This is a genomic window from Leifsonia sp. 22587 (assembly GCF_052044215.1).
GTDB lineage: Bacteria > Actinomycetota > Actinomycetes > Actinomycetales > Microbacteriaceae > Leifsonia > Leifsonia shinshuensis_C.
Window position 1 is genome coordinate 473,853 of record NZ_JBQENB010000002.1, and the last position, 26,565, is coordinate 500,417.

25 protein-coding genes, 1 tRNA gene and 1 pseudogene are annotated in these 26,565 nt (G+C 71.8%); 12 read left to right on the forward strand and 15 right to left on the reverse strand.

Features of this window, described 5'->3' with window-relative positions:
- Nucleotides 1–66 precede the first annotated feature (66 nt).
- From ACTJI1_RS10185 to ACTJI1_RS10200, 4 genes are read left to right on the forward strand one after another with little or no spacing between them, the layout of a single operon-like run.
- Entirely contained in the window at nucleotides 67–1,230 is a 1,164-nt protein-coding gene (locus ACTJI1_RS10185) for a Gfo/Idh/MocA family protein (protein ID WP_310134225.1), read from the forward strand.
- Nucleotides 1,227–1,961: a ThuA domain-containing protein gene (locus tag ACTJI1_RS10190; RefSeq protein ID WP_440742526.1), complete on the forward strand. Its 735-nt coding sequence runs from the start codon at nucleotides 1,227–1,229 to the stop codon at nucleotides 1,959–1,961. The genes ACTJI1_RS10185 and ACTJI1_RS10190 overlap by 4 nt, the downstream gene beginning before the upstream one ends.
- A gap of 56 nt (nucleotides 1,962–2,017) precedes the next feature.
- Nucleotides 2,018–3,061 (forward strand): Gfo/Idh/MocA family protein, encoded by a 1,044-nt coding sequence (locus ACTJI1_RS10195; protein ID WP_310134219.1) that lies wholly within the window; start codon nucleotides 2,018–2,020, stop codon nucleotides 3,059–3,061.
- Nucleotides 3,058–3,891, forward strand: coding sequence for a YqaJ viral recombinase family protein (locus ACTJI1_RS10200; RefSeq protein WP_440742527.1), 834 nt, complete (start codon nucleotides 3,058–3,060; stop codon nucleotides 3,889–3,891). Before ACTJI1_RS10195 ends, ACTJI1_RS10200 begins: the two co-directional genes overlap by 4 nt.
- A gap of 50 nt (nucleotides 3,892–3,941) precedes the next feature.
- Here ACTJI1_RS10200 and ACTJI1_RS10205 read toward each other — a convergent pair.
- A pseudogene (locus tag ACTJI1_RS10205) lies at nucleotides 3,942–4,541 on the reverse strand (DUF998 domain-containing protein); the annotation flags it as partial.
- 179 nt (nucleotides 4,542–4,720) lie between these two features.
- Between ACTJI1_RS10205 and ACTJI1_RS10210 the strand changes: the two are divergent.
- The gene (locus tag ACTJI1_RS10210) at nucleotides 4,721–5,689 is read left to right on the forward strand and encodes an NADP-dependent oxidoreductase (protein ID WP_440742528.1); all 969 of its coding nucleotides are present in this window, start codon (nucleotides 4,721–4,723) and stop codon (nucleotides 5,687–5,689) included.
- Here the strand turns inward: ACTJI1_RS10210 and ACTJI1_RS10215 are convergent.
- The 9 genes from ACTJI1_RS10215 to ACTJI1_RS10255 all read right to left on the reverse strand — a co-directional run bounded on the left by ACTJI1_RS10215 (nucleotide 5,686) and on the right by ACTJI1_RS10255 (nucleotide 13,322).
- Nucleotides 5,686–6,231, reverse strand: a complete 546-nt coding sequence (locus tag ACTJI1_RS10215; RefSeq protein ID WP_440742529.1) for an N-acetyltransferase family protein — start codon at nucleotides 6,229–6,231, stop codon at nucleotides 5,686–5,688. The genes ACTJI1_RS10210 and ACTJI1_RS10215 overlap by 4 nt on opposite strands.
- A gap of 67 nt (nucleotides 6,232–6,298) precedes the next feature.
- Nucleotides 6,299–8,296: a S53 family peptidase gene (locus ACTJI1_RS10220; RefSeq protein WP_440742530.1), complete on the reverse strand. Its 1,998-nt coding sequence runs from the start codon at nucleotides 8,294–8,296 to the stop codon at nucleotides 6,299–6,301.
- 237 nt (nucleotides 8,297–8,533) lie between these two features.
- A complete protein-coding gene (gene rplA / locus ACTJI1_RS10225; RefSeq protein WP_310134207.1) occupies nucleotides 8,534–9,223 on the reverse strand; it encodes a 50S ribosomal protein L1 in 690 nt (229 codons plus the stop codon).
- A gap of 73 nt (nucleotides 9,224–9,296) precedes the next feature.
- Nucleotides 9,297–9,728: a 50S ribosomal protein L11 gene (gene rplK, locus ACTJI1_RS10230; RefSeq protein WP_175335715.1), complete on the reverse strand. Its 432-nt coding sequence runs from the start codon at nucleotides 9,726–9,728 to the stop codon at nucleotides 9,297–9,299.
- Between the two features lie 119 nt (nucleotides 9,729–9,847).
- Nucleotides 9,848–10,771, reverse strand: coding sequence for a transcription termination/antitermination protein NusG (gene nusG, locus ACTJI1_RS10235; RefSeq protein ID WP_440742531.1), 924 nt, complete (start codon nucleotides 10,769–10,771; stop codon nucleotides 9,848–9,850).
- Nucleotides 10,772–10,823: 52 nt separating this feature from the next.
- Complete coding sequence (gene secE, locus ACTJI1_RS10240; RefSeq protein WP_121259228.1) at nucleotides 10,824–11,096, reverse strand: preprotein translocase subunit SecE; 273 nt, start codon at nucleotides 11,094–11,096, stop codon at nucleotides 10,824–10,826.
- 40 nt (nucleotides 11,097–11,136) lie between these two features.
- Nucleotides 11,137–11,209: transfer RNA gene (locus ACTJI1_RS10245), tRNA-Trp, on the reverse strand.
- A 212-nt stretch (nucleotides 11,210–11,421) separates the two neighbouring features.
- The gene (locus tag ACTJI1_RS10250; RefSeq protein WP_440742532.1) at nucleotides 11,422–12,096 is read right to left on the reverse strand and encodes a LuxR C-terminal-related transcriptional regulator; all 675 of its coding nucleotides are present in this window, start codon (nucleotides 12,094–12,096) and stop codon (nucleotides 11,422–11,424) included.
- A gap of 8 nt (nucleotides 12,097–12,104) precedes the next feature.
- The gene (locus tag ACTJI1_RS10255) at nucleotides 12,105–13,322 is read right to left on the reverse strand and encodes a PspC domain-containing protein (RefSeq protein ID WP_440742533.1); all 1,218 of its coding nucleotides are present in this window, start codon (nucleotides 13,320–13,322) and stop codon (nucleotides 12,105–12,107) included.
- A gap of 115 nt (nucleotides 13,323–13,437) precedes the next feature.
- Here ACTJI1_RS10255 and ACTJI1_RS10260 point away from each other — a divergent pair, with 115 nt between their 5' ends.
- From ACTJI1_RS10260 to ACTJI1_RS10270, 3 genes are all read left to right on the forward strand, one after another.
- Nucleotides 13,438–14,655, forward strand: coding sequence for a PspC domain-containing protein (locus ACTJI1_RS10260; RefSeq protein ID WP_440742534.1), 1,218 nt, complete (start codon nucleotides 13,438–13,440; stop codon nucleotides 14,653–14,655).
- Nucleotides 14,656–14,680: 25 nt separating this feature from the next.
- Nucleotides 14,681–15,031 carry a hypothetical protein gene (locus tag ACTJI1_RS10265; protein ID WP_440742535.1) on the forward strand — a complete coding sequence of 117 codons (351 nt, stop codon included), beginning with the start codon at nucleotides 14,681–14,683 and terminating at the stop codon, nucleotides 15,029–15,031.
- Between the two features lie 89 nt (nucleotides 15,032–15,120).
- Nucleotides 15,121–17,211, forward strand: coding sequence for a RecQ family ATP-dependent DNA helicase (locus tag ACTJI1_RS10270; protein WP_440742536.1), 2,091 nt, complete (start codon nucleotides 15,121–15,123; stop codon nucleotides 17,209–17,211).
- Nucleotides 17,212–17,247: 36 nt separating this feature from the next.
- Here the strand turns inward: ACTJI1_RS10270 and ACTJI1_RS10275 are convergent, their stop codons facing one another.
- From ACTJI1_RS10275 to ACTJI1_RS10290, 4 genes are all read right to left on the reverse strand, one after another.
- Nucleotides 17,248–18,108 carry a hypothetical protein gene (locus ACTJI1_RS10275; RefSeq protein WP_440742537.1) on the reverse strand — a complete coding sequence of 287 codons (861 nt, stop codon included), beginning with the start codon at nucleotides 18,106–18,108 and terminating at the stop codon, nucleotides 17,248–17,250.
- Nucleotides 18,109–18,233: 125 nt separating this feature from the next.
- Nucleotides 18,234–19,397, reverse strand: coding sequence for a UDP-N-acetylmuramate dehydrogenase (locus tag ACTJI1_RS10280; RefSeq protein WP_440742538.1), 1,164 nt, complete (start codon nucleotides 19,395–19,397; stop codon nucleotides 18,234–18,236).
- On the reverse strand, nucleotides 19,394–19,831 hold the full coding sequence (locus ACTJI1_RS10285) for a MaoC family dehydratase (RefSeq protein WP_440742539.1): 438 nt from the start codon (nucleotides 19,829–19,831) through the stop codon (nucleotides 19,394–19,396). Before ACTJI1_RS10285 ends, ACTJI1_RS10280 begins: the two co-directional genes overlap by 4 nt.
- Nucleotides 19,831–20,277, reverse strand: coding sequence for a MaoC family dehydratase N-terminal domain-containing protein (locus ACTJI1_RS10290; RefSeq protein ID WP_310134173.1), 447 nt, complete (start codon nucleotides 20,275–20,277; stop codon nucleotides 19,831–19,833). The genes ACTJI1_RS10285 and ACTJI1_RS10290 overlap by 1 nt, the downstream gene beginning before the upstream one ends.
- Before the next feature lie 529 nt (nucleotides 20,278–20,806).
- Here ACTJI1_RS10290 and ACTJI1_RS10295 point away from each other — a divergent pair.
- Both ACTJI1_RS10295 and ACTJI1_RS10300 read left to right on the forward strand, forming a co-directional pair.
- Complete coding sequence (locus tag ACTJI1_RS10295) at nucleotides 20,807–21,814, forward strand: class I mannose-6-phosphate isomerase (protein WP_440742540.1); 1,008 nt, start codon at nucleotides 20,807–20,809, stop codon at nucleotides 21,812–21,814.
- Between the two features lie 31 nt (nucleotides 21,815–21,845).
- Nucleotides 21,846–22,388: a GIY-YIG nuclease family protein gene (locus ACTJI1_RS10300; RefSeq protein WP_440742541.1), complete on the forward strand. Its 543-nt coding sequence runs from the start codon at nucleotides 21,846–21,848 to the stop codon at nucleotides 22,386–22,388.
- 16 nt (nucleotides 22,389–22,404) lie between these two features.
- Here the strand turns inward: ACTJI1_RS10300 and ACTJI1_RS10305 are convergent, their stop codons facing one another.
- Nucleotides 22,405–24,006, reverse strand: a complete 1,602-nt coding sequence (locus ACTJI1_RS10305; RefSeq protein WP_440742542.1) for an MFS transporter — start codon at nucleotides 24,004–24,006, stop codon at nucleotides 22,405–22,407.
- A gap of 167 nt (nucleotides 24,007–24,173) precedes the next feature.
- Between ACTJI1_RS10305 and ACTJI1_RS10310 the strand changes: the two genes are divergently transcribed.
- Entirely contained in the window at nucleotides 24,174–24,755 is a 582-nt protein-coding gene (locus tag ACTJI1_RS10310) for a TetR/AcrR family transcriptional regulator (RefSeq protein WP_310134163.1), read from the forward strand.
- 67 nt (nucleotides 24,756–24,822) lie between these two features.
- The gene (locus ACTJI1_RS10315; RefSeq protein ID WP_440742543.1) at nucleotides 24,823–26,550 is read left to right on the forward strand and encodes a cation:proton antiporter; all 1,728 of its coding nucleotides are present in this window, start codon (nucleotides 24,823–24,825) and stop codon (nucleotides 26,548–26,550) included.
- Nucleotides 26,551–26,565 lie beyond the last annotated feature (15 nt).

The following is a 26,565-nucleotide window of genomic DNA, read 5'->3' on the forward strand; positions in this document are numbered from 1 at the left end:
TCGATTCGAAGACGAAGACGCAGCACAATGACCACCGAACAGCACACACCATCTGAAAGGAGTGCCGTGAGCACCCGCAGCGAAACCTCCGGCCGCCCCCTCCGCGCCGGCGTCGTCGGCCTCGGCTGGGCCGGCCAGCAGCACATGGCCGCCTACGACGCCCTCCCCGGCGTCGAGCTCGTCGCCATCGCCGGGATGGAGGACGGCCCCCGCGCCGAGCTCGGCGAGCAGTACGGCCTCGAGCGGCTCTACCGCGACTGGAAGGACCTCGTCGCCGACGGCGACCTCGACGTCGTCAGTGTCGCCGTGCCGACCTTCCTGCACGCCCCGATCGCCGTGGGGGCGCTGGATGCGGGCATCCACGTCCTCAGCGAGAAGCCGATCGCCCGCACCGCGGCCGAGGCGGAGACGATGGTGGATGCGGCGCACCGCGCGGGCCGCGTGCTCGAGGTCGCGTTCAACCACCGGCGCCGTGGCGACATCCAGGCGCTCAAGGCCGCGATCGACGCCGGCCAGATCGGCCGGCCGTACCACGCTCGCGCCGTCTGGCTGCGCCGGGCGGGCATCCCTGCGCTCGGCAGCTGGTTCACCAACCGCGAGATGGCCGGCGGCGGTCCGCTGATCGACATCGGCGTGCACGTGCTCGACTACGCGCTGCACCTGTTCGGCGAGCCGCGGGTCGTCGCGGTCTCCGCGGTCACCCACTCCGAGCTCGGGGTGCGCGGCCGGGGCGGTGCGACCGCGTCGAAGCAGCACGTCGGCTCGGCCTACGAGGTCGAAGACCTCGCGAGCCTGCTGCTCCGCCTCGAGGGCGGCGGCTCGATCGTGCTCGAGACCAGCTGGGCGGCGTACCGTCCGGCCGGCGACGAGTTCGGCATCACGCTGTACGGCACGGAGGGCGGCGCGGACCTGCGCGTCGTCGACTACGCGCCCTCCGGCGAGCTCACCATCTTCACCGGCGACGGCGAGCAGATCGAGGACATCAGCGTCACCGCCGACCCCGGCCGCGGCCACCTGGCCGTCGTCGAGACGTTCCTCGAGCACGTCGCCGACCCGTCCGGCTGGGCGAACTGGGACGGCGCCCTCGCCCTCGAGCGGGCGCGCGTCATCGACGCCGCCTACGAGTCCGCGCGGATCGGCGCGGAAGTCCGGCTCGCCCCGTCCCACGCCGCGACCGCCCCGGCGCAGCCGGATCGTGCCGCAGCGGGCGCCACCACGAAAGGAGCATGACCATGACCCTGCGCGTCACCGTCTGGAATGAGGGCGTCCACGAGGCGACCCAGCCCGAGATCGCCGCGATCTACCCGCACGGCATCCAGGGCGCCATCGCCGAGGGCCTGCGCGACCTCCTCGGCGACGATGTCGTCGTGCGGACGGCCACGCTCGACGACCCCGAGCACGGGCTCGACGAGCAGTCCCTCGCCGAGACCGATGTGCTGCTGTGGTGGGGGCACATCGCCCACGACCGCGTCTCGGACGAGGTCGTGGAGCGCGTCCGGCAGCACGTGCTCGGCGGGATGGGCCTGATCGTGCTGCACTCCGGCCACTTCTCGAAGATCTTCATCCGGATGCTCGGCACGACGTGCTCGCTGCGCTGGCGCAACCCGGAGGGCGGCGAGCGCGAGCTCGTGTGGTCGGTCAACCCGACCCACCCCATCGCCGAGGGTGTGGACCAGCCGATCGTCATCGAGGCGCAGGAGATGTACGGCGAGTTCTTCGACATCCCCACGCCCGACGACCTGGTCTTCATCAGCTCGTTCACCGGGGGCGAGGTCTTCCGTTCCGGCGTCACGTTCACGCGCGGGCGCGGCAAGATCTTCTACTTCAGCCCGGGCGACCAGGAGTATCCGGTGTACTTCCACCCGCAGGTCCGCCGGGTGCTCGCCAACGGCGTCCGGTGGGCGGCTCCGGTCCCGGGTGCCCGCCGGGCGCCCGAGGTGTCGAACCCGCAGCCGGTCTGAGCCCGTCCGCCCGACCCCGCCATCCCGACCATCGCCACACCGAGGAGACGAGCCCCATGACCGACGCCCTCGCGACGCTCCCCGAGCCGCGCCACCCCGACCCCGCGGACGCACCGCCGCTGCGCTGGGGCGTGCTCGGCCCCGGCGGCATCGCCGCCGACTTCACCGACGCGCTCCACCGGCACACCCGGCAGCGGGTCGTCGCGGCCGGGTCCCGCTCGGCCGAACGTGCGGCGGCGTTCGCGGCGGCACACGGCGCCGAGCGCTCCTACGGCTCGTACGAGGCCCTGGTCGCTGACCCGGACGTCGACGTGGTCTACGTCGCGACCCCGCACAGCGAGCACCTGGAGCACTCCCTCCTGGCCATCGCCGCAGGGAAGCACGTGCTCATCGAGAAGCCGATGGCCGTCACGGCGGAGCAGGCGCGCCGCATCGTCGCCGCGGCGCGCGAGGCCGGCGTCTTCGCCATGGAGGCGATGTGGACCCGCTACCTCCCGCAGACGGACATCGTCCGGCAGTTGCTGGAGCGCGACGCCCTCGGCGAGCTGCGCGTCGTGACGGCCGACTTCGGCGGCCGGGCGGCGTTCGACCCCACGAGCCGGCTGTGGGATCCGGCTCTCGCGGGCGGCGCCCTCCTCGACCTCGGTGTCTACACGGTCTCGTGGGCGTCGTTCGCACTGGGCGCCCCGGCCGGCATCATCGCGACCGGCGCCCTGGCGGAGACCGGGGTGGATGCGCAGGCCGCGCTGCTGCTGTCGTCAGCCGACGGCGCCCAGGCGCTGCTGAGCACGAGCCTCCTCGCCGGCACGCCGTCCCTCGCCACGATCTGCGGCAGCGACGGCCGGGTCGAGACCGACAGCCCGTTCTGGGGGCCGAGCGGCCTCCGCGTGTTCCGGGCCGACGGCACGCTCGCCGCGCACTGGCGCGACCCGTACGGCCGCCCGCACCGGGACGGGATGGCCTACGAGGCCGCCGCCCTCGCGCGCTTCGTGGCGGAGGGACGGACCGAGTCGCCGCTGCACCCGCTCGCGGAGGCCGTCGACACGCTGGCGACCATCGACGAGGCCCGGAGGCAACTCGGCGCGACGCGCGTGGAGTGACGGCGAGGGTCGGCGGGACGCGGCACAATGGAGAGGTGCTCGACTCCGCTCCGTACCGCACCGCCGACCTGTACCGGCCGGCCGTCCTGGCGGATCTGAGCCCGGCGCGTCCGGCGCCTGTCCCCGTGGTTCCGGCCGTTCCCGGTCAGACCGGGCATCTGGCGCGCGTGGTGGCGCGGTCGAGCGACCGCGTCGGCTGGCTGCGGGCGCGCAGCCGCGGCATCACCGCCACCGACGTCGCCAAGCTGTCGAGCCCTCGCTCCATCCGCGCCGCGGCCTACGACAAGCTCCACGGCACCGGATTCAGCGGCAACGTCTTCACGCAGCACGGCCGCTCCCGCGAGCCCGAGATCGCCGCGTGGGTGGCCGCGACGCACGGCATCGAGCCGTCCGAGCTGCTCTTCCACGCCGAGCGCGACCGCCGGCACCTGGCCACACCGGACGGGCTGATCCTCCGCACGGGCGGGCGCATCGAGCTGGCCGAGATCAAGACGACCAACAAGCCCTTCCGCAGCATCCCGCGCCCCTACCTCCGCCAGATCTGGTGGCAGCAGTACGTGCTCGGCGCCGAGCGCACCCTCTTCGTCTGGGAGCAGCACGACGGCTTCGTGCCGCTCCGCGACGAGCCGGAGTGCCGCTGGGTGGACCGCGACGACGCGGAGATCGCCAAGCTGGTCGCGCTGGCCGCCGACCTCATCGAGGTGCTGCGTCAGGCGACCTCGGCGCGGCCGCCTGCCGCTCCCACCACCGGGTCCGCCCCGGTCCCCGCAGCGACCTCCGTCGGGACGGCGACGGCACCGACCGGGATGCGCGTCAGCGCCACCGCGTAGACGGCGATCCACGCGACCGCCACGGTCGTGCCGATCAGCTCCAGCCAGGCGCCGACGTCCGCGCCGACCCGCACGATCGCCAGCAGCCCGCCGACGATGGTGATCACCGCGACCGCGGCGCAGCTGATCCGTGAGAGGCGGGAGACCCGCGGGAGGCTGCGGCTGAAGCCGACCTGCAGCATCGCGAAGCACGCCGCCGCGAATCCGAGCACCGCCGAGACGGTGTGGATGAGGTCCTGCGGCGTCGACCGCGGGTCGGCGAGCGGCACCGGGCAGTACGCCGAGCAGGTGATCTGCGAGGCGAGCACGAAGCACAGCGCGGCGAAGCCGAGGCTGAGCGCCGGCGACCAGCGCCCCAGCAGCGGGGCCGTCGACCGCACATGGCCGCTCGCCAGCGCGATCGTGAAACCGCCCGCCGCGATGAGCAGGAGCGCGACGGCGAACGGGCCGGCCGTGGCCGCGCCCCGGGCGCCGAGCTCGCTGACGTACACCGGGTACGGCACCGTCAGGCGCGCGGCCCAGATGATGGTCAGCCCGCCCAGGACGCAGAAGGTGCCGATGGCGAGCAGGATCGGGACGGCGCGCTGCCAGCCCCGCGCGAACGCCGGGACGGCGAACGGCTCGCGGGCGATCCGCAGCAGTCGTCGCACGGGGCCTCCTCGGTCCGGGGTCGATGAATCCTACCCGGCGCACCGCTGGGAACGTACTGGGGGTATCCGAAACAGATTGTTCACATGCGGTGACCCGTCCGTAACACCGGTGACGCATGGCCGGGATTGACTGGACGGACACCGCCCGGCGCGGCGGCACACGGATGAGGGGATGACGAATGCCGAAGACGATGCGGGCGGCGCTGCTCGACGAGGCCGGTGGGCCCGACACCCTGCGCATCGGCGACACCGCCTACCCGGACAAGGTGAACTCCGAGTTCCTCGTCAAGGTCGTCGCCTCGAGCGTCAACCCGATCGACGCGAAGACGCGCGCCGGCCGCGGAGTGTACGACGCCATCCACAGCTTCCCCGCCGTGCTCGGTCACGACTTCAGCGGCGTCGTCGTGGAGTCGCCGTACAGCGCGCATCCCATCCGTCCGGGCGACGAGGTGTTCGGGATGGTGATGGTGCCGCGCTACGGCGGCAGCTACGCCGAGTACCTGTCCGTGCCGTCGCTCAGCGTGGTGCGCAAACCCGCCACGCTCTCGCACATCGAGGCAGCGGCGGCCCCGCTCGCGGCGCTCACCGCGTGGGGCATGGTCGTCGAGGTGGCGAAGGCCCACGAGGGTCAGCGGATGCTCATCCACGCCGGCAGCGGCGGTGTCGGGCACTTCGCGGTGCAGTTCGCCTCGTACTTCGGCGCCCACGTGATCGCGACCGCGTCGGGCAGCAAGGCGTCCTGGCTGCGCTCGCTCGGCGCCGCGGAGGTCGTGGACTACACGACCACCCGCTTCGAGGAGGTGGTGCACGACGCCGACGTCGTGATCGACCTCGTCGGCAACGTCCACGACGACACCGGCACGCGATCGCTCTCGGTCGTGCGGCCCGGCGGGCTCATCATCAACGTCCCCACCGGCAGCTGGCCCACGTTCACGGAGGACGTTGCCGGCGCAGGGCTGCGCGGCACCCACTACAAGGTCGCTCCGGACGGCAACACCCTGGCCGTCATCGCGCGACTGCTCGAGGCGGGCAATGTCCGGGTGCACGTCGACCAGATCTTCCCGCTCGAGCGGATCGCCGAGGCGCACGAGGCGATCGAGGCGGGCCACACCCGCGGCAAGGTGGTCGTGAAGATCGCCGAGGGTTAGCCGGCGACCGGCTCGAGCGGCCGCTCCATCACCCAGTCGTCCTCGTACCGGTCCCCGACCAGGAAGCGCTTCGACCCCACCCGCTCGAAGCCGTGCTTGCCGTAGAACCGGTGCGCGCGGTCGTTCTCCTCGTTGACGCCCAGCCAGATGCCGGCGGCGCCCGCCTCGGCGGCGACGCGGAGGCTCTCCGTCATCAGCCGGCCGGCGACGCCCTGACCGTGGTGGCCCGGCATCACGTAGCACTTGCTGAGCTCGGCGCTGGGCCGCAGGCGGATGCTGCCCCGCACATCCTCATCGCTCGGCTCACCGAGGTTCACCATCGTGTAGCCGATCGCGCCGCTCTCGTCCTCGGCGAGCAGCAGCCGCCTCGCCGGGTCAGCCAGGTACTCGGCGAAGCGCTCCTCGGAGAGCACGGCGGCGATGAACGCCGCCTTCGCCTCCTCGGTGGTGTGCGGCGGACAGGCGAGCGGGAAGGTCACGGCGGCGACAGCGGCCAGGGCTGCCTCGTCACCGGCGGAGGCCGGGCGGATGGTGATGGTCACCCCTCCAGCCTAGACAGCGGAACGGCCGCCTCCCGAGCGGGAGACGGCCGTTCCGGGCGGGATGCGGTTAGTGCCGGCCCTGGGCGACCCAGCTGAGCAGGTCGAAGGAGACGCCGCCGAGTCCGGTGACGTCGTCGTAGCCCTTCGCGGTCTTCAGCGAGGTGTCCTGGTCCAGCGTCACCAGGTAGGTGTTGCCGCTGATCTTGCTGGTGTAGACCAGCGCCTGCGGCGGGTTCTGCGGCAGCACGTCGCGGAACGCGTTCGGCAGGATGCGCTTCACGCCGTACAGCGTCGGGTTGGCGAACCCGATCGTCGTGCGCGTCGCCTGCTGCACGATCGCGATCTGGGCGGCGACGATCGGCGAGGCCAGCGACGTTCCGCCGTAGGTCTCGCTGATGTAGTCGCCGGTCGCGAGCGTCGTGTCGTCCACGATGGGCCGGATCCCGATCGAGAAGCCGGTGTACGGGTCGGCCAGCGCCGCGACGTCGGGCGAGACGCGCTTGCCCTGGGCGAGAGCGGCGGGGACGATGCCGCGCTGGTAGTCGGGCTGCGCGAAGACCGCGCTCACCCCACCGCCGGCGCCGCCCACGAACCGGGTGCCCGGCAGGGGCTGGGCGTAGCTCAGGGTGCCGTCCGCGTTCTTGACGATCTGGTCGAACTGGTCGCCCCAGCCGGTCTCCCACGCGATCTTGCCGTTCTTGTCGATCCCGGTGCTGGTGCCGCCGACCGAGGTCACCCACGGGGAGGACGCCGGGAAGTCCGGAGACGCGTAGCCGAGGTTCGCGACCTCGTCGCCGTTGTCACCGCTCGAGAAGTACAGGCCGATCCCTTCGCCGGCCGCCTGCAGCTGCAGGTTGACCTCGCCCTGGATCACATCCGACGGGACAGCCTCGCCGAGGTTGCCGTAGCTGTTGCTGACGATGTTCGCGAGCTTGTTGTCGAGGATCTTCGACATCGCGATGTCCAGGCCGCCCGAGCAGTCGGTGCCGCCGACGTAGAGGATGCGCGCACCCGGTGCGATGCCGTGGACGGACTCGACGTCGAGCGTCTGCTCGCCCTGCCATCCGCTCGGCTGCTGGCAGAGGTCCTGGTCGGTGAACTCGCTCGGCTTGGGGACGAGCTGCTGGTAGCTGGAGTTCGTGAGGCCCGGCTCGCCGTTCTGCTGCGAGTACGTGTTGACGTCCTTCAGGATGCTGGGGCTCGCGTAGGCGTCGATGATCGCGACAGTCTGCCCGGTGCCGTTGATGCCCTTCGCGGCGAGGTCGTTCAGCCCGTAGGCGCTGCGCAGCTGCTTCGGCGTGTAGCCGCAGTTGTTGGTGCTGTACTGCGTCTGCCCGTTGTACGCGGGCGGGACGGTCACCGTGTGCTCGCCGATGTAGTTCGAGCACGGGGCGTCGATGACCGGCGCCGCGGCGGCCAGCTTGCGCGAGACCTGCGGGTCACCGGTCGCGCCGAGATCGCCCTGCTTGATGGAGTCGGGGCGCGTGGTCGTGCGCGACTGCTCGACGCTGATCGCCGAGACCTTCGCCGCGATCGACGCCGGCACCGACGGGGCGGAGGCCGGAGCGATCAGCTGACGGTCGCCGTGCTTGAACGAGTGCAGCGACGTGCCGAAGACGGACCCGAGCTGGTCGGGCGTCCCCCGGAAGACGACGTACTGACGGCTGTCCGGGACGCCCTGGATGGTGAGCCCCGCGGCCTTGATGAAGTTGACCACCGAGTCGAAGTCCGCCTTCGTCGGCGAGAACCGGTTGATCCACTGCTGCGGCGACAGCGCCTTGCGGTAGCCGCGGTCGAGCGGGTTGGAGACCGCCTTGGCGAGCGCCTCCGCGCCCTTCTGGTCGCGCAGCGGGAGGTAGATCTCGCCCTGCACCGTGGTGTCGGCGGGAGCCGCCCCGGCGTCATTCGCCGCAGTGGCCCACGCGGGGACGGAGCCGGCGTAGGTCACCCGGTCGGCGGCGCCGGCCGCGGATGCCCCCGCCAATGACAAAGCCACCACGGCGGACGTGGTGGCGACGATCCCGAGCGCCCTCTTGTGGAGGGATCGAGTGGTGCGACGTGTCATGTATGTCATCCTTCGATTCGGACGGGCTCGTCGATGAGCCGCCGCGCGACGCGCGACAGGAGCGACCCTAAACCCGCTCGTTCTACCGCCACAAGAGGGGGTAGAAGAGTCTGTCGAAACGATTGAGGTGGATGAAGGATTCTCACTGCGCAAATATCCCTGACCCGGCCGGAAAACGGCGACGGGGCCGGGGCCGATAAGCGGCCCCGACCCCGTCGGGAGGTTCGTGGAACGAACTCAGATGGCGTTGACGTCCAGCGGGATGCCCGGGCCGAACGTGGTCGACACGGCGCCCTTCTGGATGTAACGGCCCTTCGCGGCGGACGGCTTGAGACGCACGACCTCCTCGAGGGCGGTGGTGATGTTGTCGTTCAGCTGCTCGGCGGTGAAGCCAGCCTTGCCGACGACGAAGTGCACGTTCGCGTGCTTGTCGACGCGGAACTCGATCTTTCCGCCCTTGATGTCGGAGACGGCCTTCGCCACATCCGGGGTGACCGTGCCGGTCTTCGGGTTCGGCATGAGGCCGCGCGGGCCCAGCACCTTGCCGAGTCGGCCGACCTGGCCCATGAGTTCCGGCGTCGAGACGGCCGCGTCGAAGTCGGTGTAACCGCCGGCGACCTTCTCGATCAGGTCGGCGCCGCCGACCTCGTCCGCACCGGCCGCGATGGCCGCCTCGGCCGCGGGGCCGGTGGCGAACACGATGACGCGGGCGGTCTTACCCGTACCGTGAGGAAGAATGACGGTACCGCGGACCATCTGGTCCGCCTTGCGCGGGTCCACGCCGAGCTTCAGCGCGACCTCGACGGTCGAGTTGAACTTGGCGGAACCGGTCTCCTTCGCCAGGGCGACGGCCTCGGCGGGGGTGTAGAACTTTCCGGCCTCGATCTTCTCGGCCGCGGCCCGGTAGGCCTTGGACTTCTGTGCCATGTGATTTCTCCTAACGAGAATGTGGTGCGAGCCTGGCCGGCTCTTCCACGAGATGTCTGTGGGGGTGCGGGGCTTACGCCTCGACCGTGATGCCCATCGAACGGGCGGTGCCTGCGATGATCTTCGACGCCGCGTCGATGTCGTTGGCGTTGAGGTCGACCATCTTCTGCTCGGCGATCTGGCGCACCTGCTCCTGGGTCAGCTTGCCGACCTTGGTGGTGTGCGGCACGCCGGAGCCCTTGGGGACGCCCGCAGCCTTCTTGATCAGCTCGGCGGCCGGCGGGGTCTTCAGGACGAACGTGAACGAGCGGTCCTCGTACACGGTGATCTCGACCGGGATGACGTTGCCGCGCTGCGACTCGGTGGCCGCGTTGTACGCCTTGCAGAACTCCATGATGTTCACGCCGTGCTGACCCAGAGCCGGGCCGATCGGCGGGGCGGGGTTGGCGGCGCCGGCGTTGATCTGAAGCTTGATCAGACCGGTGACCTTCTTCTTCGGTGCCATGTCTCTTCCTTCTTTTGTGTGTTCGAGCGGGTCAGGCCGCAGCCGTATCGCTCTCCCGGTGTCTCGGCCCTTCCGAGACCCGGTGTTCTGAAAAACAGTGGGGAGGCTCTGAATGTTCCCTAGAGCTTCGTGACCTGGTCGAAGCTGAGCTCGACCGGCGTCTCGCGCTCGAACAGGGACACGAGCACGGTGAGCTTGCCGCTCTCCGGCTTGATCTCGCTGATCGAGCCCGGCAGGCCCGCGAACGAGCCCTCCTTGATGGTGATGGTCTCGCCGATCTCGAAGTCGACCTCGGCGGGGATGACGCGCGCAGCGGACTTCTGACCCTTGGCGGCGCCCTTGGCCGGAGCGGCCTCGACCTGCACGAGGCTCTTCAGCATCGAGAAGGCCTCCTCGAAGCGCAGCGGCGTGGGGTTGTGCGCGTTGCCGACGAAGCCGGTGACACCCGGCGTGTGGCGGACGACGGACCAGCTGTCCTCGTTGAGGTCCATGCGGACGAGCACGTAACCGGGGATGCGGACCCGGTTGACCATCTTGCGCTGGCCGTTCTTGATCTCGACCACGTCCTCCATCGGGACCTGGACCTCGTAGATGTAGTCCTCCATGTTCATCGAGACCATGCGGTTCTCGATGTTGGACTTCACGCGGCGCTCGAAGCCCGCGTACGAGTGGATGACGTACCACTTGCCGATCTTGGAGCGCAGCTCCGTGCGGAACGCCTCGTAGGGGTCGGCGACAGCATCCTCCTCCTCGTCCTCGACGGCGTCGGCGGCCGCCTCGGCCTCGTCCGCGCTGTCGACCTCGAGGGCCTCGTCCACGATGCGGTCGGCCTCGGGGTCGACCGCTTCCGCCATCGCGTCGAGCACGGCGTCGAGGTCGACCTCGGTGCCGTCGTCGGCGACGACGTGCAGCGCCTCGTGCTCGGCCGCGTCGGACGCCTCGTCCTCGCTGGCGAGGACGTTGCCGGTCTGCGCCTCGTCGTCTTCGGAGGACTGCTCGGCAGCGGGGGCCCAGTCCACGTCGTCGCGATTCGTCTCAGACACTGAATTCATTCCATTTCTTGTCGGGGAGGCCGTGCGGCCAGATCGACGTCGTCTACTTCGGGTTTCCGAAGACCCAGACGACACCCATGCCGAACACCCAGTCAAGGAGGGACACGAGAGCCATCATGATGATCACGAAAACGAGCACCACGCCGGTGTAGCTGAAGAGCTCCTTGCGGGTCGGAGTGACGACCTTCTTGAGCTCGCCGATGACCTGGCGGATGAACAGGGCGATCCGCGCGAAGGGGTTGCGCCGCTCAGCGCGATCCTTCTTCGCGTTGGCGACGATCTCCTCGCTCGGCTCGTCGATTACCTTTCGGGCCACCTCGTTACACCTTTCGTGGATCGGCACAGGTGCCGACTTGCAGGGCGGACAGGAATCGAACCTGCAACCTGCGGTTTTGGAGACCGCTGCTCTGCCAATTGAGCTACCGCCCTAGGAAAGCGAATCGCCAGACCTCACGTCGCCACCTCATCCAGGCTAGCCGATCGAACATCCGAACGTGCTGCTGATACCCCGGACGACCCGGCAGTGCTGCCGTCGCCGCACCGGGAAAAGGGCGCAGAAAAGCTTGGCAGATTCAACCACCGCGTCAAGTGTACGGGACGCCGGGGGTACCCGCAAAAGCGGCCAGGCCGGGGCGGCGCGATCAGAGCAGCTTGCGCTCCAGCGCCCAGGCGGTGAGCTCGTGGCGCGACGACAGCTGGAGCTTGCGGAGCACGGCCGACACGTGCGTCTCGACCGTCTTGATGGAGATGAACAACTCGGCAGCCACCTCCTTGTAGGCGTAGCCGCGCGCGATCAGCCGCATCACCTCGCGCTCGCGGGCAGACAGGCGGTCCAGCTCGTCCGTCGTCTCCGCCTGCTCCCCCGACGCCGCTCCGAACGCGTCGAGGACGAACCCGGCCAGGCGCGGCGAGAAGACCGCGTCGCCACCGGCGACGGCGAGGACGGCGTCGCTCACCTGACGCCCGGAGCTGCCCTTGGTGAGGTACCCACGTGCGCCGGCGCGGATGACGCCGACCACGTCCTCCGCGGCGTCGGAGACGCTGAGCGCCAGGAAGCGGCTGGCGCCCCCCTGCTCCACGACCCGACGGATCACCTCGGCGCCGCCGCCGCCCGCACCACCGGGCAGGTGGACGTCGAGCAGCACCACATCCGGCCGCGACCCGACGATGGCGGCGACCGCCGCATCCACATCGGCCGCCTCCCCCACCACGCGCAGGCGCTCGTCCAGGTCGGCGCGGAGTCCGGAACGGAAGATGGAGTGGTCGTCGACCACCACGACCGTGACCGGTCGTGCGGTGCCGTCTGTCTCGCTCATGTCGCCTCTCACGTCGTCCCGGTCGCCTCGCTCGGGAGGTCGATGCTCAGCTGGATCTCGGTGCCGGAGTCCCGCGGCGCGACCGTCGCCCGCCCGCCCGCACGGCGCATCCGGCCGATGATCGATTCTCTGACGCCGAGGCGGCCTTCGGGAAGCGCATCCACGTCGAACCCCGGTCCGCGGTCGCGCACGAACACGTCGACCCGCTCCCCCGCGTGCTCGATGTAGACGGACACCTCGCCGCCCGCGTGCCGGGCCGCGTTGAGCATCGCCTCGCGCGCGGCCGCCCCCAGCTCGGACGGCGCAGTGCGCACCGGCTCCCCGACCGAGACGACGTCGAAGTGCACCGCGTGGTCCACCTCGAGGGCCGCGGCGACCTCCCGCAGCTCGCCGGCGAGGTCGCGCTCGGCGCCGGAGGGTGCCGCGGCAGCATCGGCGTAGAGCCACTCGCGCAGCTCCCGCTCCTGCGCCCGCGCGATCCGGCCCACCTCGCTCGACGCGCCGGCCCGGTTCTGGATCAGCGCCAGCGTCTGCAGGACGGAGTCGTGGAGGTGCGCGGCCATCTCGGCACGCTGCTCCTCCTTGATGCGGGCCGTGCGCTCGGAGATCAGCTCGCGCCACAGCCGCAGCCCCCACGGCGCCACCAGCACGGCCGCACCGGCGAGCACGGTGATCAGGATGCCGAGCCAGAGCACGCCGGGGCCGCCCGCGTCCTGCGTCACGGCGAGCGCCAGCGCGACGACGACCAGGAACGCACCGCACGAGATGCGGAACACCGTCGGGGTCAGCGGCGCGAAGGCGGCGGGCTCCTCGTCCGCCAGCTGCTCCCACGCGACGGCGAAGACCAGGAGCAGGGCGCAGGCCACCAGCGCGCCGAAGCCCGCGCCGAGCGCGCCGCCCGCGGCGAGCACGATCGCCGAGATGCCGGCGACGGCGCCCGCCCCGGCGAGCACCCACGGCACGTTGACCCGGCGCCGCACGCCGTCCGCCGGATCCGCGGCTCCGGCGGGGCGCAGGGGCGTCAGCGCCCACAGCCACAGGTAGAGCAGGATCCCACCGCCGCCCAGGAAGGTCAGACCGACGAACGCCCACCGCACGGCGGCGAGCGGCCAGCCGAGATGATCGGCCAGGGCGACGCTCACCCCGCCCACCACGCAGGTGCGCGGACGCGCCAGCGGCGGGCGCCCGGCGCGCGTGCGCGGTCCGGCGGGAGCAGAAGAGGACATAGCCAGCATCCAATCAGACCCCCGGGGACCCCGCACCCGCCCGGGGCGAGGATCAGGGTGCGCTCAGGGGTTCACCCGATACCCGGCGTCCGGACGCGACGGCAGGATGTGGAGCATGTCACAGAACGAATCGACCCGGCCGGTGGGGACCCCCGGCAACCCGTACGGAGGACCGCGGACCGGCTTCTCCGGCCGCGGCACCCGGTTCTTCGACTGGATGCGCGGCCTCGGCGTGGTCCGGTCCGACGGCTGGCTCGGCGGCGTCTGCGCCGGGATCGCCTACCGGCTGGGCATCGACCCGCTGATCGTGCGCGGCATCGTCGTGGTCGCCGGCATCCTCGGCGCCCCGGTGCTGCTGCTCTACGCGGCCGCCTGGGCGCTCCTCCCGGACCGCGACGGCCGCATCCACCTGCAGAGCCTGTTCGAGGGCGACTTCGAGCCGCCCATCGTCGCGATCGGCGTGATGCTGCTGCTCTCCCTGCTGCCCTGGACGAGCGGCTTCTGGTGGGCGCACGGCGCCTTCTGGGACGTCTCCGCCTGGGGAGACCTCGTCGGCAGGCTGGTGTGGACGCTCGTCGTGATCGGCGCGGTCGTCGCGCTGATCGTCGTGGCGGTGCGGGCGTCGGAGTCGCGATCGGCAGGCGGGGCCTCGCAGGGTGCGTGGGCCGCCGGCGCGGCGGGTACGACGACGCCGACCGGCCCTGCGGCAGACACCGCGGCACCGGCTGAGGCGGCCTCTTCGCAGCCGTCGCCCGACGCCGCGGAGTCGGACACGATCCAGCTGGACGTCGCCGCGGAGCCCACGCCTCCGCCCGCCCCCATCCCGGGCGCCACTCCCACCGACCTCGCCGACTGGCAGCAGCGCCAGGCGCAGTGGCGCGCGGAGCACGCCGCGTGGAAGCAGCGCCTCGCCGCCGACATGCGGGCCGTGAAGGCGCAGCGCTCCGCCGAGCTCCGCGCCCAGGTGGCCGTGGCGTCCGCCGACGCGGCCGCACGCCGTGAGGCCTACCGCGCCGCGAACCCACGGGTCGGGGCGGCCGTCGGCTGGCTCGCGGTGGGGCTCGCCCTGGTCGCGGGCTCGCTCGTCGCGATCGTCTGGCCGCAGCTGGCCGGTGTCGCGCGGTTCACGACGGCTGCCGGATTCGCAGCCGCGACCCTCGTGGTCGGCGTGGTGGTGCTCATCGCCGGACTGGCCCGCCGCCGGAGCGGGTTCCTCATCTTCCTGGGGATCCTGCTCGCAGTACTCACAGGAGTCGCCCTTCTCCTCGCGGGCGACGGCGTCGCCGGCTTCCGCATCACGGGCGAGGGCCTCCCCGTCCTGCTCCAGCACTGATCACGGACCGACAGGAGACCCCGACATGACCGAACCGCAGAACACCACGCCGTACCCCACCGAGTCGCTCACCGACGCGACGACGCCCCTCGCACCGCCGCCCGCACCACTCCCGCCGGCCGCCACCGCCGTCAGCGCTCCCATCCGCTGGGGCGGGGTGGTCTGGGGCGCGCTGCTGACCGTGTTCGCCGCCCTCACCCTGTGGATCGTCTCCTCGTCGGAGCGGGCGGCCGAGACGGCGAACTGGATCTCGGCCCTGACGCCCGGATCGGCATGGGCGCTCGGCGCCGCCGTCGTCGGCCTCATCATCGTGGTGTCGGCCCTGCTGGGCGGCCTGCGCGCCTCCCAGCGCCGGCGCCTGACCGGCCGGGGCTGAACTCGTCCACAACCTGGAGTGCGGACATCCTCTCCACGGATGTCCGCACTCGCGCGTCCACCGTCGGCCGTCCCTGACACGATGGCTGCATGACCACAGCGACCGACGCCCTCCTCCGCCTCCGCACGCTCGTCGGCCGGCCGGACGCCGACTTCCACGACGGGCAGTTCGAGGCGATCAGCGCCCTGGTCGACGACCGGCGGCGGGCGCTGGTCGTCCAGCGCACCGGGTGGGGCAAGTCAGCGGTCTACTTCGTGGCCACGATGCTGCTCCGGGCTCGCGGCGCCGGGCCGACCATCCTCGTCTCGCCGCTGCTCGCCTTGATGCGCGATCAGGTCGCCGCCGCCGAACGCGCGGGTGTGCGAGCCGTCACGATCAACTCGGCCAACCGGCACGAGTGGGAGGACGTCGCCGCGCGGCTGCGCGACGACTCGGTGGATGTGCTGCTCGTCTCGCCGGAGCGGCTCAACAACCCCGAGTTCCGCGACACGCAACTGCCGGCCCTCGTCGAGCGCAGCGGACTCCTGGTGGTCGACGAGGCGCACTGCATCTCCGACTGGGGCCACGACTTCCGGCCCGACTACCGTCGCCTGCGCGACCTCATCGCGCTCCTGCCGGACGACGTGCCCGTGCTCGCCACCACCGCGACAGCCAACGAACGCGTGGTGGCCGACGTGGTCGAACAGCTCGGTTCCGGGCGCGAGGCCGAGGTGCTGACCATCCGCGGCCCGCTCGCGCGGCGCTCGCTCCGGCTCGGGGTGCTCCCCCTCCCAGACGCCACCACCCGGCTCGCGTGGCTCGCCGGCCACCTCGACGACCTGCCGGGGAGCGGCATCGTCTACACGCTGACCGTCTCGGCCGCGGAGGACACCGCCCGCGTCCTCCGTCGCGCTGGGCACGAGGCGCATGCGTACACCGGGCAGACGGACACGGCGGAGCGCGAAGACCTCGAAGGCCGCCTGAAGCGCAACGAGGTGAAGGCGCTCGTCGCGACGAGCGCGCTGGGCATGGGCTTCGACAAGCCCGACCTGGGCTTCGTCGTTCACCTGGGCGCTCCCTCCTCGCCGGTCGCGTACTACCAGCAGGTCGGTCGCGCCGGGCGCGCGACGGAGAACGCCGACGTGCTGCTCCTGCCCGGCCCGGAGGACCAGGCGATCTGGCAGTACTTCGCCACGGCGTCCATGCCGTCCCGCGAGAAGGCCGCCGCGGTGCTCGACGCGCTCGACGGCCAGCCGCAGTCGACGCGGGTGCTCGAGAGCCGGGTCGACCTCCGTGCCTCGACGCTCGAGCTGTTGCTCAAGGTGCTCGATGTCGACGGCGCAGTCCGGCGCGTGAGCGGTGGCTGGGTCTCGACCGGCGCTCCGTGGGAGTACGACGAGGAGCGGTACGCGCGGATCGCTGCGGCTCGCGAGGCCGAACAGCGGTCGATGCTGGAGTACGAGTCGACGACGGGCTGCCGCATGGAGTTCCTCCAGCGCGCTCTCGACGATCCGGCCGCAGGCCCGTGCGGGCGCTGCGACAACTGCGCGGGCGTCTGGTACCCGAACGACGTGGATGGTGCCACGGCAGGCGAGGTCGGCTCGCTGCTCGACCGCGTCGGGGTGGAGATCGAACCGCGCAAGCTCTGGCCCACCGGGGCCGACCGGCTCGGCGTCGCGGTGAAGGGCAAGCTGCGCCCGGAACAGCAATTGCAGCCGGGGCGCGCGCTGGCGCGGCTCACCGATCTCGGCTGGGGCGGCCGGCTGCGCGAGCTGCTCGCCGACGGCGCACCCGACCAGCAGGTGCCTCCGGCCGTGCTCGACGCCTGCGTCCGCGTCCTCGCGGATTGGGACTGGGAGGCGCGTCCGGCAGCCGTCGCCGCGATGCCCTCCCGACGGCGGCCGCTGTTCGTGGAGTCGCTCGCACGGGGCCTGGCGGGCGTCGGCCGGCTCCCGTTCGCCGGGACGCTCGGCTGGCGCGGCGCTCCCCCGTCGGGAGCTCCGGGTGGGAACAGCGCGTTCCGGCTGGCCGCAGTGTGGGATCGATTCACGGCGGACGGCCTGGAGATCCCGCCCGGGGCGCCGGTCCTGCTCGTGGACGACCTGGTCGACAGCCGCTGGACGATCACCGTCGCGGGGCAAGAGCTCCTGCGCGCCGGCGCGTCGGCTGTGCTGCCGTTCGCGGCCGCCGTCCGCAGCTGAGCGGGAGCACTCGCGATGCCCCCGCTCGTGGGCGGGTCAGATGAAGTCGCCCCCGCCGAAGTCGCCCCCGCCGAAGTCGCCACCGCCGCTGAAGCCGCCCCAGTCGCCGCCTCCACCCCAGTCGCCACCGCCCTGGTCGCCGCCCCAGCCGCCCGCGTCGGCGCCGGACGCGTCGCCGCCGCCGTCCCAGCCGGCCGCCTGCACGTCGCCGCCCGAGGCGTCGCCGCCGGAACCGCCGTCGCCGGAGCCGCCGTCGCCCGAGCCGCCGTCGCCGGAGCCGCCGTCGCCGGAGCCGCCGTCGCCGGAGCCGTTGTCGCCGCCCTGGTCGTTCGCGTTCTGGTTGTCGCCGTTCTGGTCGCCCGCTCCGCCGTCGGCCTGCATGTCCATCGGCGGCAGGAACGCGCTGACCAGCGCCGACCCGATGACGTAGCCGGCGACACTTCCGAGCAGGGAGCTCGCGAACATGCTGCCGAAGCCCATGCCGCCGTAGCCCGGCCCGCGTCCACCGCCCAGAGCGCGCTCGAGCGTCCCCGGCTGGCGCAGCTCGGAACGGGTGGCCGACTGGGCGAGCGAGCGGGGATCGTCGCCACGCGGCTGCTCGCCGGCCGGAGCGCTCTCGCTGAGCTGCTGGAACAGCAGCCGTCGCTGGTCCGGGCTGAGCTTGGCGAACGCCTCCTCGTGCACCTGCTCGATGGTCTCCGGCGGCGCGGTGCGCAGCAGGTAGCGGTAGCGCTCGACGGCGATCTCGTCCTCGCTGCGGGCCTGGCCCGAAGGGGCCTGGCCCGCGGCGGCCGCGTTCGGCGCCGCAGCTCCCTGTTGCGGAGCGGGAGCGCCGTACTGCGGGGAACGGTTCGGCGTCGGTTCTTCACGTCCGAGCAGGCGGTCAAGGAATCCCATGTCGTCCCCTTCAGTCCACGACGGCGCCGGTGCGCCGGGGTGCGTCCAGCCTATGGAGCCGGTCGTGAGAATACTCTCAGAGATCGTCGGGTGTCAGCCCTGCGAATGCCGTGGGAGCGCCCCGCTCAGAGCGAGATGCCCACCATGACGGGTTCCGGCTGCAGCAGCACTCCGAACTCCGCCTGCACCCGGGACTGGATGAAGTCGGCGAGCTGCACGACGTCGGCGGCCGTCCCTCCCCCGCGGTTGACGATGGCGAGCGTGTGCTTCGAGGAGATGCCGGCGCCCGAGCCGGGCAGCGCGAACCCGCGGTGGATGCCCGCGTTCTCGATGAGCCACGCCGCGCTGAGCTTCACCGTGTACTCGCCCGTCGCGAGCGGCGGCACGTCGAGCGGGTGCAGACCTCCGGGCGGCAGCCCGATGACGGCGTCCGGCTCCGCCGGCTCCTGCGGCCACCGCGGGGCGTTGCGGGGCAGCGAGCGGGCGAAGCTCTCCGAGACGATGGGGTTGGTGAAGAACGACCCGGAGCTCACGGAGTCGGGGTCGGCAGGGTCGAGCACCATGCCTTTGGACGAGCGCAGGGCGAGCACGGCGCGCCGCAGTTCGGCGACGGGGACGCGCGCCCCGAGCGGCACGGCGAGCGCGTCCGCCAGCTGCGCGTACGCGACGGGAGCGCTCAACGGAGCGCCCACACCGTCGGAGGCGGTGGTGTCTTCCAGCTCCAGGTCGACGGAGAGGACGACGCCGCGACGCCCACGCTTCAGCACGGACGTGCGGTACCCCAGACCGAGCTCGTCCCGACGGAGGTACACGACGTCGCCGGTCTCCTCGTCGAGGAACTCGACGCCGACGAGGGCGGATTCAAGCTCCTGGCCGTACGCGCCGATGTTCTGCACGGGAGCGGCACCGGTCGAGCCGGGGATGCCGGAGAGCGCCTCGATGCCCGACCAGCCGTTGCGCACGGTCAGGGCGACGAGGTCGTCCCAGGGCTCGCCCGCCTGCACCCGGATGCGGATCCGGCCGTCGGATGCGGACAACCTCTCCACGCCGCGCGTGCGCACGTGGACCACGGTGCCGTCGAACCCGTCGTCCGCGACCACGAGGTTCGACCCGCCGCCGAGGACCAGCCAGTCCTCGCCGGAGGTCACGGCGTCTCGGACGGCACGGACGAGGGTGTCGCGGTCGTCCGCCGGGACGAACGCCGCGGGCGCGCCGCCCACGCGGATCGTGGTGAGCTCGGCGAGTGCCGGGATGCGGTCCGTGGAGGCGTCCGTCGCAGAGTCGGTCATGCGAATCGGACGCGCACCTGCGCCTTGCCGAGGACCGTCTCGCCGGCGAACGTCGTGGTCAGGTCGATGCGGGCGATCCGGGACTCCGGGTCGAGCTGGCCCACCTTCGCCGTCACCGTCACCTCGGCGCCGTCGTCCGGGTCCACCACCACCGGGCGGGTGAAACGCACCTGGTAGTCGGCGATCAGAGCCGGATCGCCGGCCCAGTCGACGACCGGCTGCACGGCGAGTCCCATGGTCAGCATCCCGTGGGCGATCACACCGGGGAGGCCGACCGCCGTGGCGACGTCGTCGCGGTAGTGGATCGGGTTGAAGTCTCCGGAGGCGCCGGCGTAGCGCACCAGAGAGTCGCGGCTCACCGCGAACGTCCGCTCGGCGACCACGTCGCCCACGGTCAGCGCGTCGAAGTCGGGGGTCGTGCCGGATGTCGTCATCACTCGTCTCCTCGCACGACCAGGGTGGATGTGGCGGTCACCACGTGTGCGCCGTCCGCGTCGACGATGGTGGACTCGGCGGTGACCATCGAGTGCGCGCCGAGCGTCTTCACAGAGGTCACGCGGAGCGTCGCCGTGAGCTCGTCGCCCGCGAAGACGGGCCGGCTGAAGCTGAAGCGCTGATCGCCGTGGACGACGCGGGTGAAGTCGATCCCCGCGTCCGGTTCCGCGAGCAGCTGGGCGAGGGTCGACTCCTGCACGACGACCGGGAACGTGGGCGGCGCCACCAGGTCGCGGTGGCCGGCGGCACGCGCCGCATCCACGTCGAAGCTGATGGGGTCGGTCGCGAAGACGGCGCGGGCGAACTCGCGCACCTTCTCCCGCCCCACGAGGTACGGCCGGGTCGGCGGGAACTCCCGCCCCTGCAGCTCTGGATTCACTGGCACCCGACGATTCTAACGACGGCGCCTGCCCGCCTCCCGAACGCAGAAGACCCCGGAGGCCAGTGGCCTCCGGGGTCTCCAAAGCTCGGTGCTAGCGCCTTACTGGCAGCTGTCGCACTGCAGCAGGTCCATGGGGTCGACGGGAACCGAGTAGCCGCCAACGCTGTCGTTTTCGTAGTCCATGATGGCCTCCCCTAGAAGTCGTGGTGTCCCGCGTTCCCGCGGTGTTCACCCACTATATAACCCGAATGACACGATTGTCATTCCACTACATGTTGTGTTTTGGGGTTTTTTTCTCGCTGCCCCCAGATTAGGGGCAACCACCGACATCGGGGCCGCTCCCGTGCACTCGGGAGCCGCCGGCCGATGCGCGCGAACTGGCCAGATCAGGCCGGAAATCGCGTCCGCCGGACCCGTCCGGCGTGCCGCATGGGCGCCCGCACCAGACCGCCGCTGGGCAGGCGCGGTCCCGGCGTGTCGCGATGATCCGGCGTGTCGCCGTGCCGCAGACGCCCGGTACTACATTGTGTCGGTGACCACTGCGACGCCGCTGCTGCTCGGACCCAACCAGCCTCTCGACCGGCCGTATCGCGGAGGCGCGGGGATCGCCCGGTTCCGCGGGACGCCGCAGCCCAGTCCGTTCACCCCGGAGGATTTCGTCGCGTCGACCACCGAGGTGTTCGCCGGCGGCGGGATCGGGCTCACCGTCCTTCCCGACGGCAGGACGCTGCGGGATGCGGTCGCCGACGATCCGGTCCGCTTCCTCGGCGAGGACCACGTCGCGCGGTTCGGCGCGCGCACCATGCTGCTGGTCAAGCTGCTCGACACCGCCGAGCGGCTGTTCGTGCACTACCACCCGGACGATGCGTTCGCGGCGCGCCACCTGGGCAGCCCCCTGGGCAAGACGGAGGCCTGGGCCGTGATCGAGGCGGCACCGGACGCCTACGCGGCGCTGGGCTTCCGCCGCGCCGTGACGCCGGACGAGGTGCGGGACTGGTGGAGCGGCCAGGATGCGGACGCCATGCTCGACGCGATGAACACCGTCCCGCTCGCGGCGGGCGACACGCTGCTCGTCCCGGCCGGCCTCGCTCACGCCATCGGCCCCGGCGTGACGCTCGTCGAGCTGCAGCAGCCGACGGACCTGTCCGTACTGCTGGAGCGGCGGATGCTCTCCGAGAGGGAGGCGCTGCTCGGCCTCGACCTCGACACGGCGATCGACGGGCTGGTCCGCGAGGCCACCCCGGAGGAGCGCATCTCGGCGCTGCGTCAGGACCGCGGCGCCGAGACGCTGTTCCCGGCCGACGCCGACCCCTTCTTCTCGGCCGAGCGGATCCGGGTGACGGGGTCGCGGGAGCTGGAGCCGTCCTTCTCGGTCGTCGTGGTCCTCGACGGCGAGGGGACGCTGCAGCCGGCGGACGACCGCGCGAGCGGCGCGCCGGTGCCCGTCCGGAGGGGGTCGACCGTGCTCACCGCCCACGGGGACGGGCCGATCGAGCTCAGCGGCGACCTCCACGTGATCCGCTGCCGGCCGCCGCGCTGACCCTGTCGGAGGCTGCGGCTAGCCTCGCCCCATGGACACCGTCTGCGCGCTGTGCGAGCGGCCCGCGCATCCGGGCTCGTCCCTCCGGCTCTGCCTGACGCATCTGCTGGAGGCGCACGACGAGGTGGATGCGGAGTTCGGCGTGACGGATCTGCTGCCGTCGCCGTGCGCGTTCTGCGGTTCGCGGCTGGGCGTCCGCTATCCGTCGGGCTGGCTCTGCGCGGTCTGCGAGTGGCGGGTGGGCGAGCCGCCGCCCGAGGATGCGAGGACGGCACGCGTGGATGTCGTCTACTACCTGCGCTTCCGCGACCGCATCAAGATCGGGACGACGGCCAACCCGGCGCAGCGGTTCTCGGCCCTCCCCCACGACGAAGTGCTCGCCTTCGAGCGGGGCGACCGCCTGCTGGAGCACCGGCGGCACGAACAGTTCGCGCACCTCCGCATCCCGGGCACGGAGTGGTTCGAGACCGACGCGGCCCTGCTGGACCACGTCGGTCTCGTGGCGGCCGGCGCGCCCGACCCGTGGATGCTCCTCGCCCGCTGGCGCAGCGAGGCGGCAGCCCTCCACGGGTGACGCGCGACTGCCGGGCTCAGGCGACCTCGAGGGTCTCCGCGGGGCGGAGACGGCGGGTGTCGCCGTCTCCCTCCACCTTGGCGGCGAGGCGCGCCATCTCTGCGGCCTCGCGGATCGCCGCCTCCGGCAGCAGGGAGAGCTCACCGGCGGCCTCCACGTCCGCAGTGGCGACGACGCCGACCGGCACGTCGGCCGCGACGACATCTGCAATCGCAGACCCCTCGACCCTCGCCGAGCGCACCCGGGCCGACCGCATGATCCCCGCGGCGACCACGGTCACCACGCCCGCGGCGAGCGCGAGCGCTCCGGCGGTGGCGAACCCCTCGGTGTAGCCGCTCTCGGCGGGCAGGCCGTCCGGCGCGATCGCACCGGTCACCAGCGCCGTCATGACGGCCGCCCCGACGGCGGAGCCCACCGTGCGCAGATTGGCGTTCATGCCGCTGGCGATGCCGGTCTGGGTCGGCGGCACGCTCTGCACCACGACGCTGGTGATGGCGGCGTAGATGAGCCCGAGGCCGATGCCGAAGACACCGGACGCCGCCGCGACCGAGACGAGCGACCCGTGGAGGAAGGCCAGCGACAGGCTCGCGACGCCCATGATCGCCGCCGACAGCACGATCTGCGCGCGGAAGCCGACCCAGCGGGCCAGCGGTCCGCTGAGGAAGCCGGTCACGGCCATCGTCACGAGCATGGGGAGCATCAGCATCCCGGACTCCGCGACCGACGCACCGAGCCCGTACCCGGTGGAGGCGGGCGTCTGCACGAAGCGGGGGAAGAAGGCGAACACGGCGAACATCGACGCTCCGATGAAGACGGCGGCGGCGTTCATCGACCAGACCCCCGGCTCCCGCATGAGACGCATGTCGACCAGCGGGCTGCGGGAGCGGAGCTCGACGATCACCCAGGCGGCGAGCAGCAGCGCTGCGGCGATGAAGAGGCCGATGACGGCCGGCGACGACCATCCCCACTGCGCGCCCGTGCTGAGCGGCAGCAGCAGCGCGATCAGCCAGCCGGACAGCAGGACGGCCGCCCACGGGTTGACGCGTCCGGTCGCGCGGGTCGGCGACTCCGGGATGAAGATCAGTGCGAGCACCGCGGCGGTGCCGGTGAGGGCGACCGGGAGCAGGAACAGCCCGCGCCAGCTGAGCGCCGCCGCGAGCGGTCCCGCGAGGACGGTGCCCAGGCCGCTGCCGATGGCGATGATGGAGGCGATGGCGCCGATCGCGGAGGGGAGGCGACGGGCGGGGAACTCGTCGCGGATGATGCCGAACGCGAGCGGGAACATCGCCCCGCCGAGGCCCTGGATGACGCGGCCGGCGATGACGCCGCCGATGGTCGGCGCCACGGCCGCGACCACGCTTCCGACGCCGACGGCGAGTAAAGCGAGCACGAGGATGCGGCGCTTGCCGACGAGGTCGCCCACGCGCCCGAGGAGCGGCGTGGCGACGGCGGCGGCGATGAGCCAGGCGGTCATGGTCCAGGTCACGCCCGCGGTGGTGGTGTGCAGGTCGGATTGGATGACGGGGAGGACGGGGACGACGAGGGACTGGAGTGTCGCGAACGAGCCGACGCTCAACGCCAGGATGGCGAAGGTCAGGCCGGGGTGGGATCGAGACATGTCGGGGTTTTCCGTTTCTCGAGGAGATGCCCGAAAAGGGCTACAATTGGAGGGAGGCTCCGTTCGGAGGGTTCCTCCGGTTACGTGATAGACATTACCGGAGGGTGCCTCCGCTTCGCAAGCCCCTTCGACGACCTTCATCGCCGACACCTGAGAGGATCGACCCCGTGACCGGCACCCAGACCCCCGAACTCGGCGTCGCGCGCCCTCAGCGGGCCGACGCGCGCCGCAACTTCGACGCGCTCCTCGCGGCGGCGCGGGAGGCGTTCGCCGAGCAGGGCGCGGGGGCTCCCCTCGAGGACATCGCCCGCCGTGCCGGGGTCGGCATCGGCACCCTCTACCGCAACTTCCCCACGCGCGACGCGCTGGTCGAGGCCGTCTACATCGACGAGGTGGCCGCGGTCGTCCAGGCCGCGGACGACGCCTCGGGCCTCGAGCCCTGGGAGGCGGTCGAGGCATGGCTTCGCCGCTTCGTCGCGTACGTCGGCACCAAGCACGCCCTGATCGCAGGGCTCAACAAGGACTCCCCCGTCCTGCTGAGCTGCCGCACCTCGCTCTACGACGCGGGCGAACCCCTCGTGAAGCGCGCCCAGTCGGCCGGCGAACTGCGTCCCGACGCGACCATCGGCGACGTGATCCGCATGGTCTCGGGAATCGCCGGCGTGGCGTTCGAGGACGACGCCCAGCGCGACCGGGTGATCGCAATGGCGGTCGACGGCCTGCGCACCCGTCCGGCGAGCGACCGCTGACACTCCCACGCCGTTACGGCGCGGATTCGGCCGACCCGCGGCCGCGACCTCCCCGTACGCTGAGTAGATGGAGCTGGGCGTCTATGCGGTGATCGCTGTGGCGGTCATCGTCGGCATGGCCGCTTTCGCCCGGCGGCTCGGGGTAGCGGCCCCGATCGTCCTCGTCATCGTCGGCGTCGTGCTCTCGTTCCTGCCCGGTGTTCCGGAGATCGAGGTCCCGCCGGAGATCATCCTCGACGGTCTGCTCCCGCCCATCCTGTACGCCGCCGCGATCAGCGTCCCGCTCACCGACTTCCGCCGCAATCTCGCCCCGATCGCCGGGCTCTCCGTCGTGCTGGTCGTCATCACGGCGTTCGCCTCCGGGTTCGTGCTGTTCACGATGCTGCCGGACTTGAGCCTGGCGGCGGCGATCGCCCTCGGCGCGATCATCAGCCCGCCGGATGCCGTCGCCGCCACCTCGATCGGGCGCAAGCTCGGGCTGCCCCCGCGGCTGCTCACCGTGCTCGAAGGGGAGGGACTCGTCAACGACGCCACCGCCCTGGTGCTGCTGCGCACCGCCCTCGCGGCGGCGCTCGGCACACTGACGACCCCGTGGGCCGGCGTGGTGGACTTCCTCTCGGCCGTGGTGATCGCCGCCGTCGTCGGCCTGGTCGTCGGATTCGTCTCGGTGTGGGTGCGGTCGAAGCTCACGGACCCGGTGCTCGACACCGCGCTCTCGGTGGTTGTGCCGTTCGCCGCCTTCGCGCCGACGGAGGCGCTGCACGGCTCCGGCGTTCTGGCCGTCGTGATCACCGGGCTGTACACCGGCCACGCCGCCCCCCGGCAGTTCAGCGCGCAAGCGCGCATCAGCGACGCGATCAACTGGCGGACCATCCAGTTCCTGCTCGAGAACGGCGTGTTCCTGCTGATCGGGCTCGAGCTGCGGACGCTGGTGGCCGACGTTGAGAACCCGGAGGTCCTCAGCGTCTGGGATGCGATCGGCCTCGGCCTCATCGCCGTGCTCTCGCTAATCGTGATCCGGTTCGTGCTGATCGTGCCGCTCATCCTGTACTTGCGAAGACGGGCGGAGCGCGCCGAGCGCTCCGTGCTGCGGGAGTGGCTGATGATCAGCTACTTCCGCGACCACCCGGTGCGCTACCGCTGGCAGGCGCTACGGAAGCAGCGGGCGGAGCAGCGCTACGAACGCCATCGCAGCGACCTGGAGGAGTACCGCCAGGAGGCGATCGACTGGAAGGGCGGCGTCGTACTCGGCTGGGCCGGGATGCGCGGGGTCGTCACGCTCGCGGCCGCGCAGTCGCTGCCGACGAGCATCCCGTACCGTCCCCAGCTGATCCTCATCGCCTTCACCGTCGCCTTCGTCAGCCTGGTGCTGCAGGGCGGCACGCTTCCGCTCCTCATCCGCACGCTCGGCCTGCAGGGGGCGGATGCCGGGGCCGACCGGCGCCTCCTCGCCCAGCTGCTCGACGACCTGAGCGAAGCCGGGCTCGCCGTGCTGGACGACCCGGAGACGGCGGCGGGGACCACCACGACGGTCGACCCCGAGGTGGTCGAGCGGGTGCGCCAGTCCTCCTACCTCCGGGCCGAATCGGCCTGGGAGCGCACGCTCGCGGTCGACGGGCCGCACGAGGACCGGCCGCATCACGTGTACCGCACACTGCGGCTCGCCGTGGTGGATGCGGAACGCACCCGGCTCCTGCTCGAGCGGGCGCGGGGATCGTATCCGTCGCGCGTCCTCACCGAGGCGCAGTCCCTGCTCGATCTGGAGGAGACCCGCCTGCGGACGCGCTCGCGCTGAGTGGACTGCCGACTG

Bases quoted from the DNA above. Each gene is read 5' to 3' on its own strand.
- ACTJI1_RS10190 (WP_440742526.1), top strand. From the start codon at position 1,227: ATGACCATGACCCTGCGCGTCACCGTCTGGAATGAGGGCGTCCACGAG.
- ACTJI1_RS10195 (WP_310134219.1), top strand. From the start codon at position 2,018: ATGACCGACGCCCTCGCGACGCTCCCCGAGCCGCGCCACCCCGACCCC.
- ACTJI1_RS10210 (WP_440742528.1), top strand. From the start codon at position 4,721: ATGCCGAAGACGATGCGGGCGGCGCTGCTCGACGAGGCCGGTGGGCCC.
- ACTJI1_RS10220 (WP_440742530.1), bottom strand. From the start codon at position 8,296: ATGACACGTCGCACCACTCGATCCCTCCACAAGAGGGCGCTCGGGATC.
- rplA (WP_310134207.1), bottom strand. From the start codon at position 9,223: ATGGCACAGAAGTCCAAGGCCTACCGGGCCGCGGCCGAGAAGATCGAG.
- rplK (WP_175335715.1), bottom strand. From the start codon at position 9,728: ATGGCACCGAAGAAGAAGGTCACCGGTCTGATCAAGCTTCAGATCAAC.
- ACTJI1_RS10250 (WP_440742532.1), bottom strand. From the start codon at position 12,096: ATGAGCGAGACAGACGGCACCGCACGACCGGTCACGGTCGTGGTGGTC.
- ACTJI1_RS10255 (WP_440742533.1), bottom strand. From the start codon at position 13,322: ATGTCCTCTTCTGCTCCCGCCGGACCGCGCACGCGCGCCGGGCGCCCG.
- ACTJI1_RS10260 (WP_440742534.1), top strand. From the start codon at position 13,438: ATGTCACAGAACGAATCGACCCGGCCGGTGGGGACCCCCGGCAACCCG.
- ACTJI1_RS10265 (WP_440742535.1), top strand. From the start codon at position 14,681: ATGACCGAACCGCAGAACACCACGCCGTACCCCACCGAGTCGCTCACC.
- ACTJI1_RS10270 (WP_440742536.1), top strand. From the start codon at position 15,121: ATGACCACAGCGACCGACGCCCTCCTCCGCCTCCGCACGCTCGTCGGC.
- ACTJI1_RS10275 (WP_440742537.1), bottom strand. From the start codon at position 18,108: ATGGGATTCCTTGACCGCCTGCTCGGACGTGAAGAACCGACGCCGAAC.
- ACTJI1_RS10280 (WP_440742538.1), bottom strand. From the start codon at position 19,397: ATGACCGACTCTGCGACGGACGCCTCCACGGACCGCATCCCGGCACTC.
- ACTJI1_RS10285 (WP_440742539.1), bottom strand. From the start codon at position 19,831: ATGACGACATCCGGCACGACCCCCGACTTCGACGCGCTGACCGTGGGC.
- ACTJI1_RS10300 (WP_440742541.1), top strand. From the start codon at position 21,846: ATGGACACCGTCTGCGCGCTGTGCGAGCGGCCCGCGCATCCGGGCTCG.
- ACTJI1_RS10305 (WP_440742542.1), bottom strand. From the start codon at position 24,006: ATGTCTCGATCCCACCCCGGCCTGACCTTCGCCATCCTGGCGTTGAGC.
- ACTJI1_RS10315 (WP_440742543.1), top strand. From the start codon at position 24,823: ATGGAGCTGGGCGTCTATGCGGTGATCGCTGTGGCGGTCATCGTCGGC.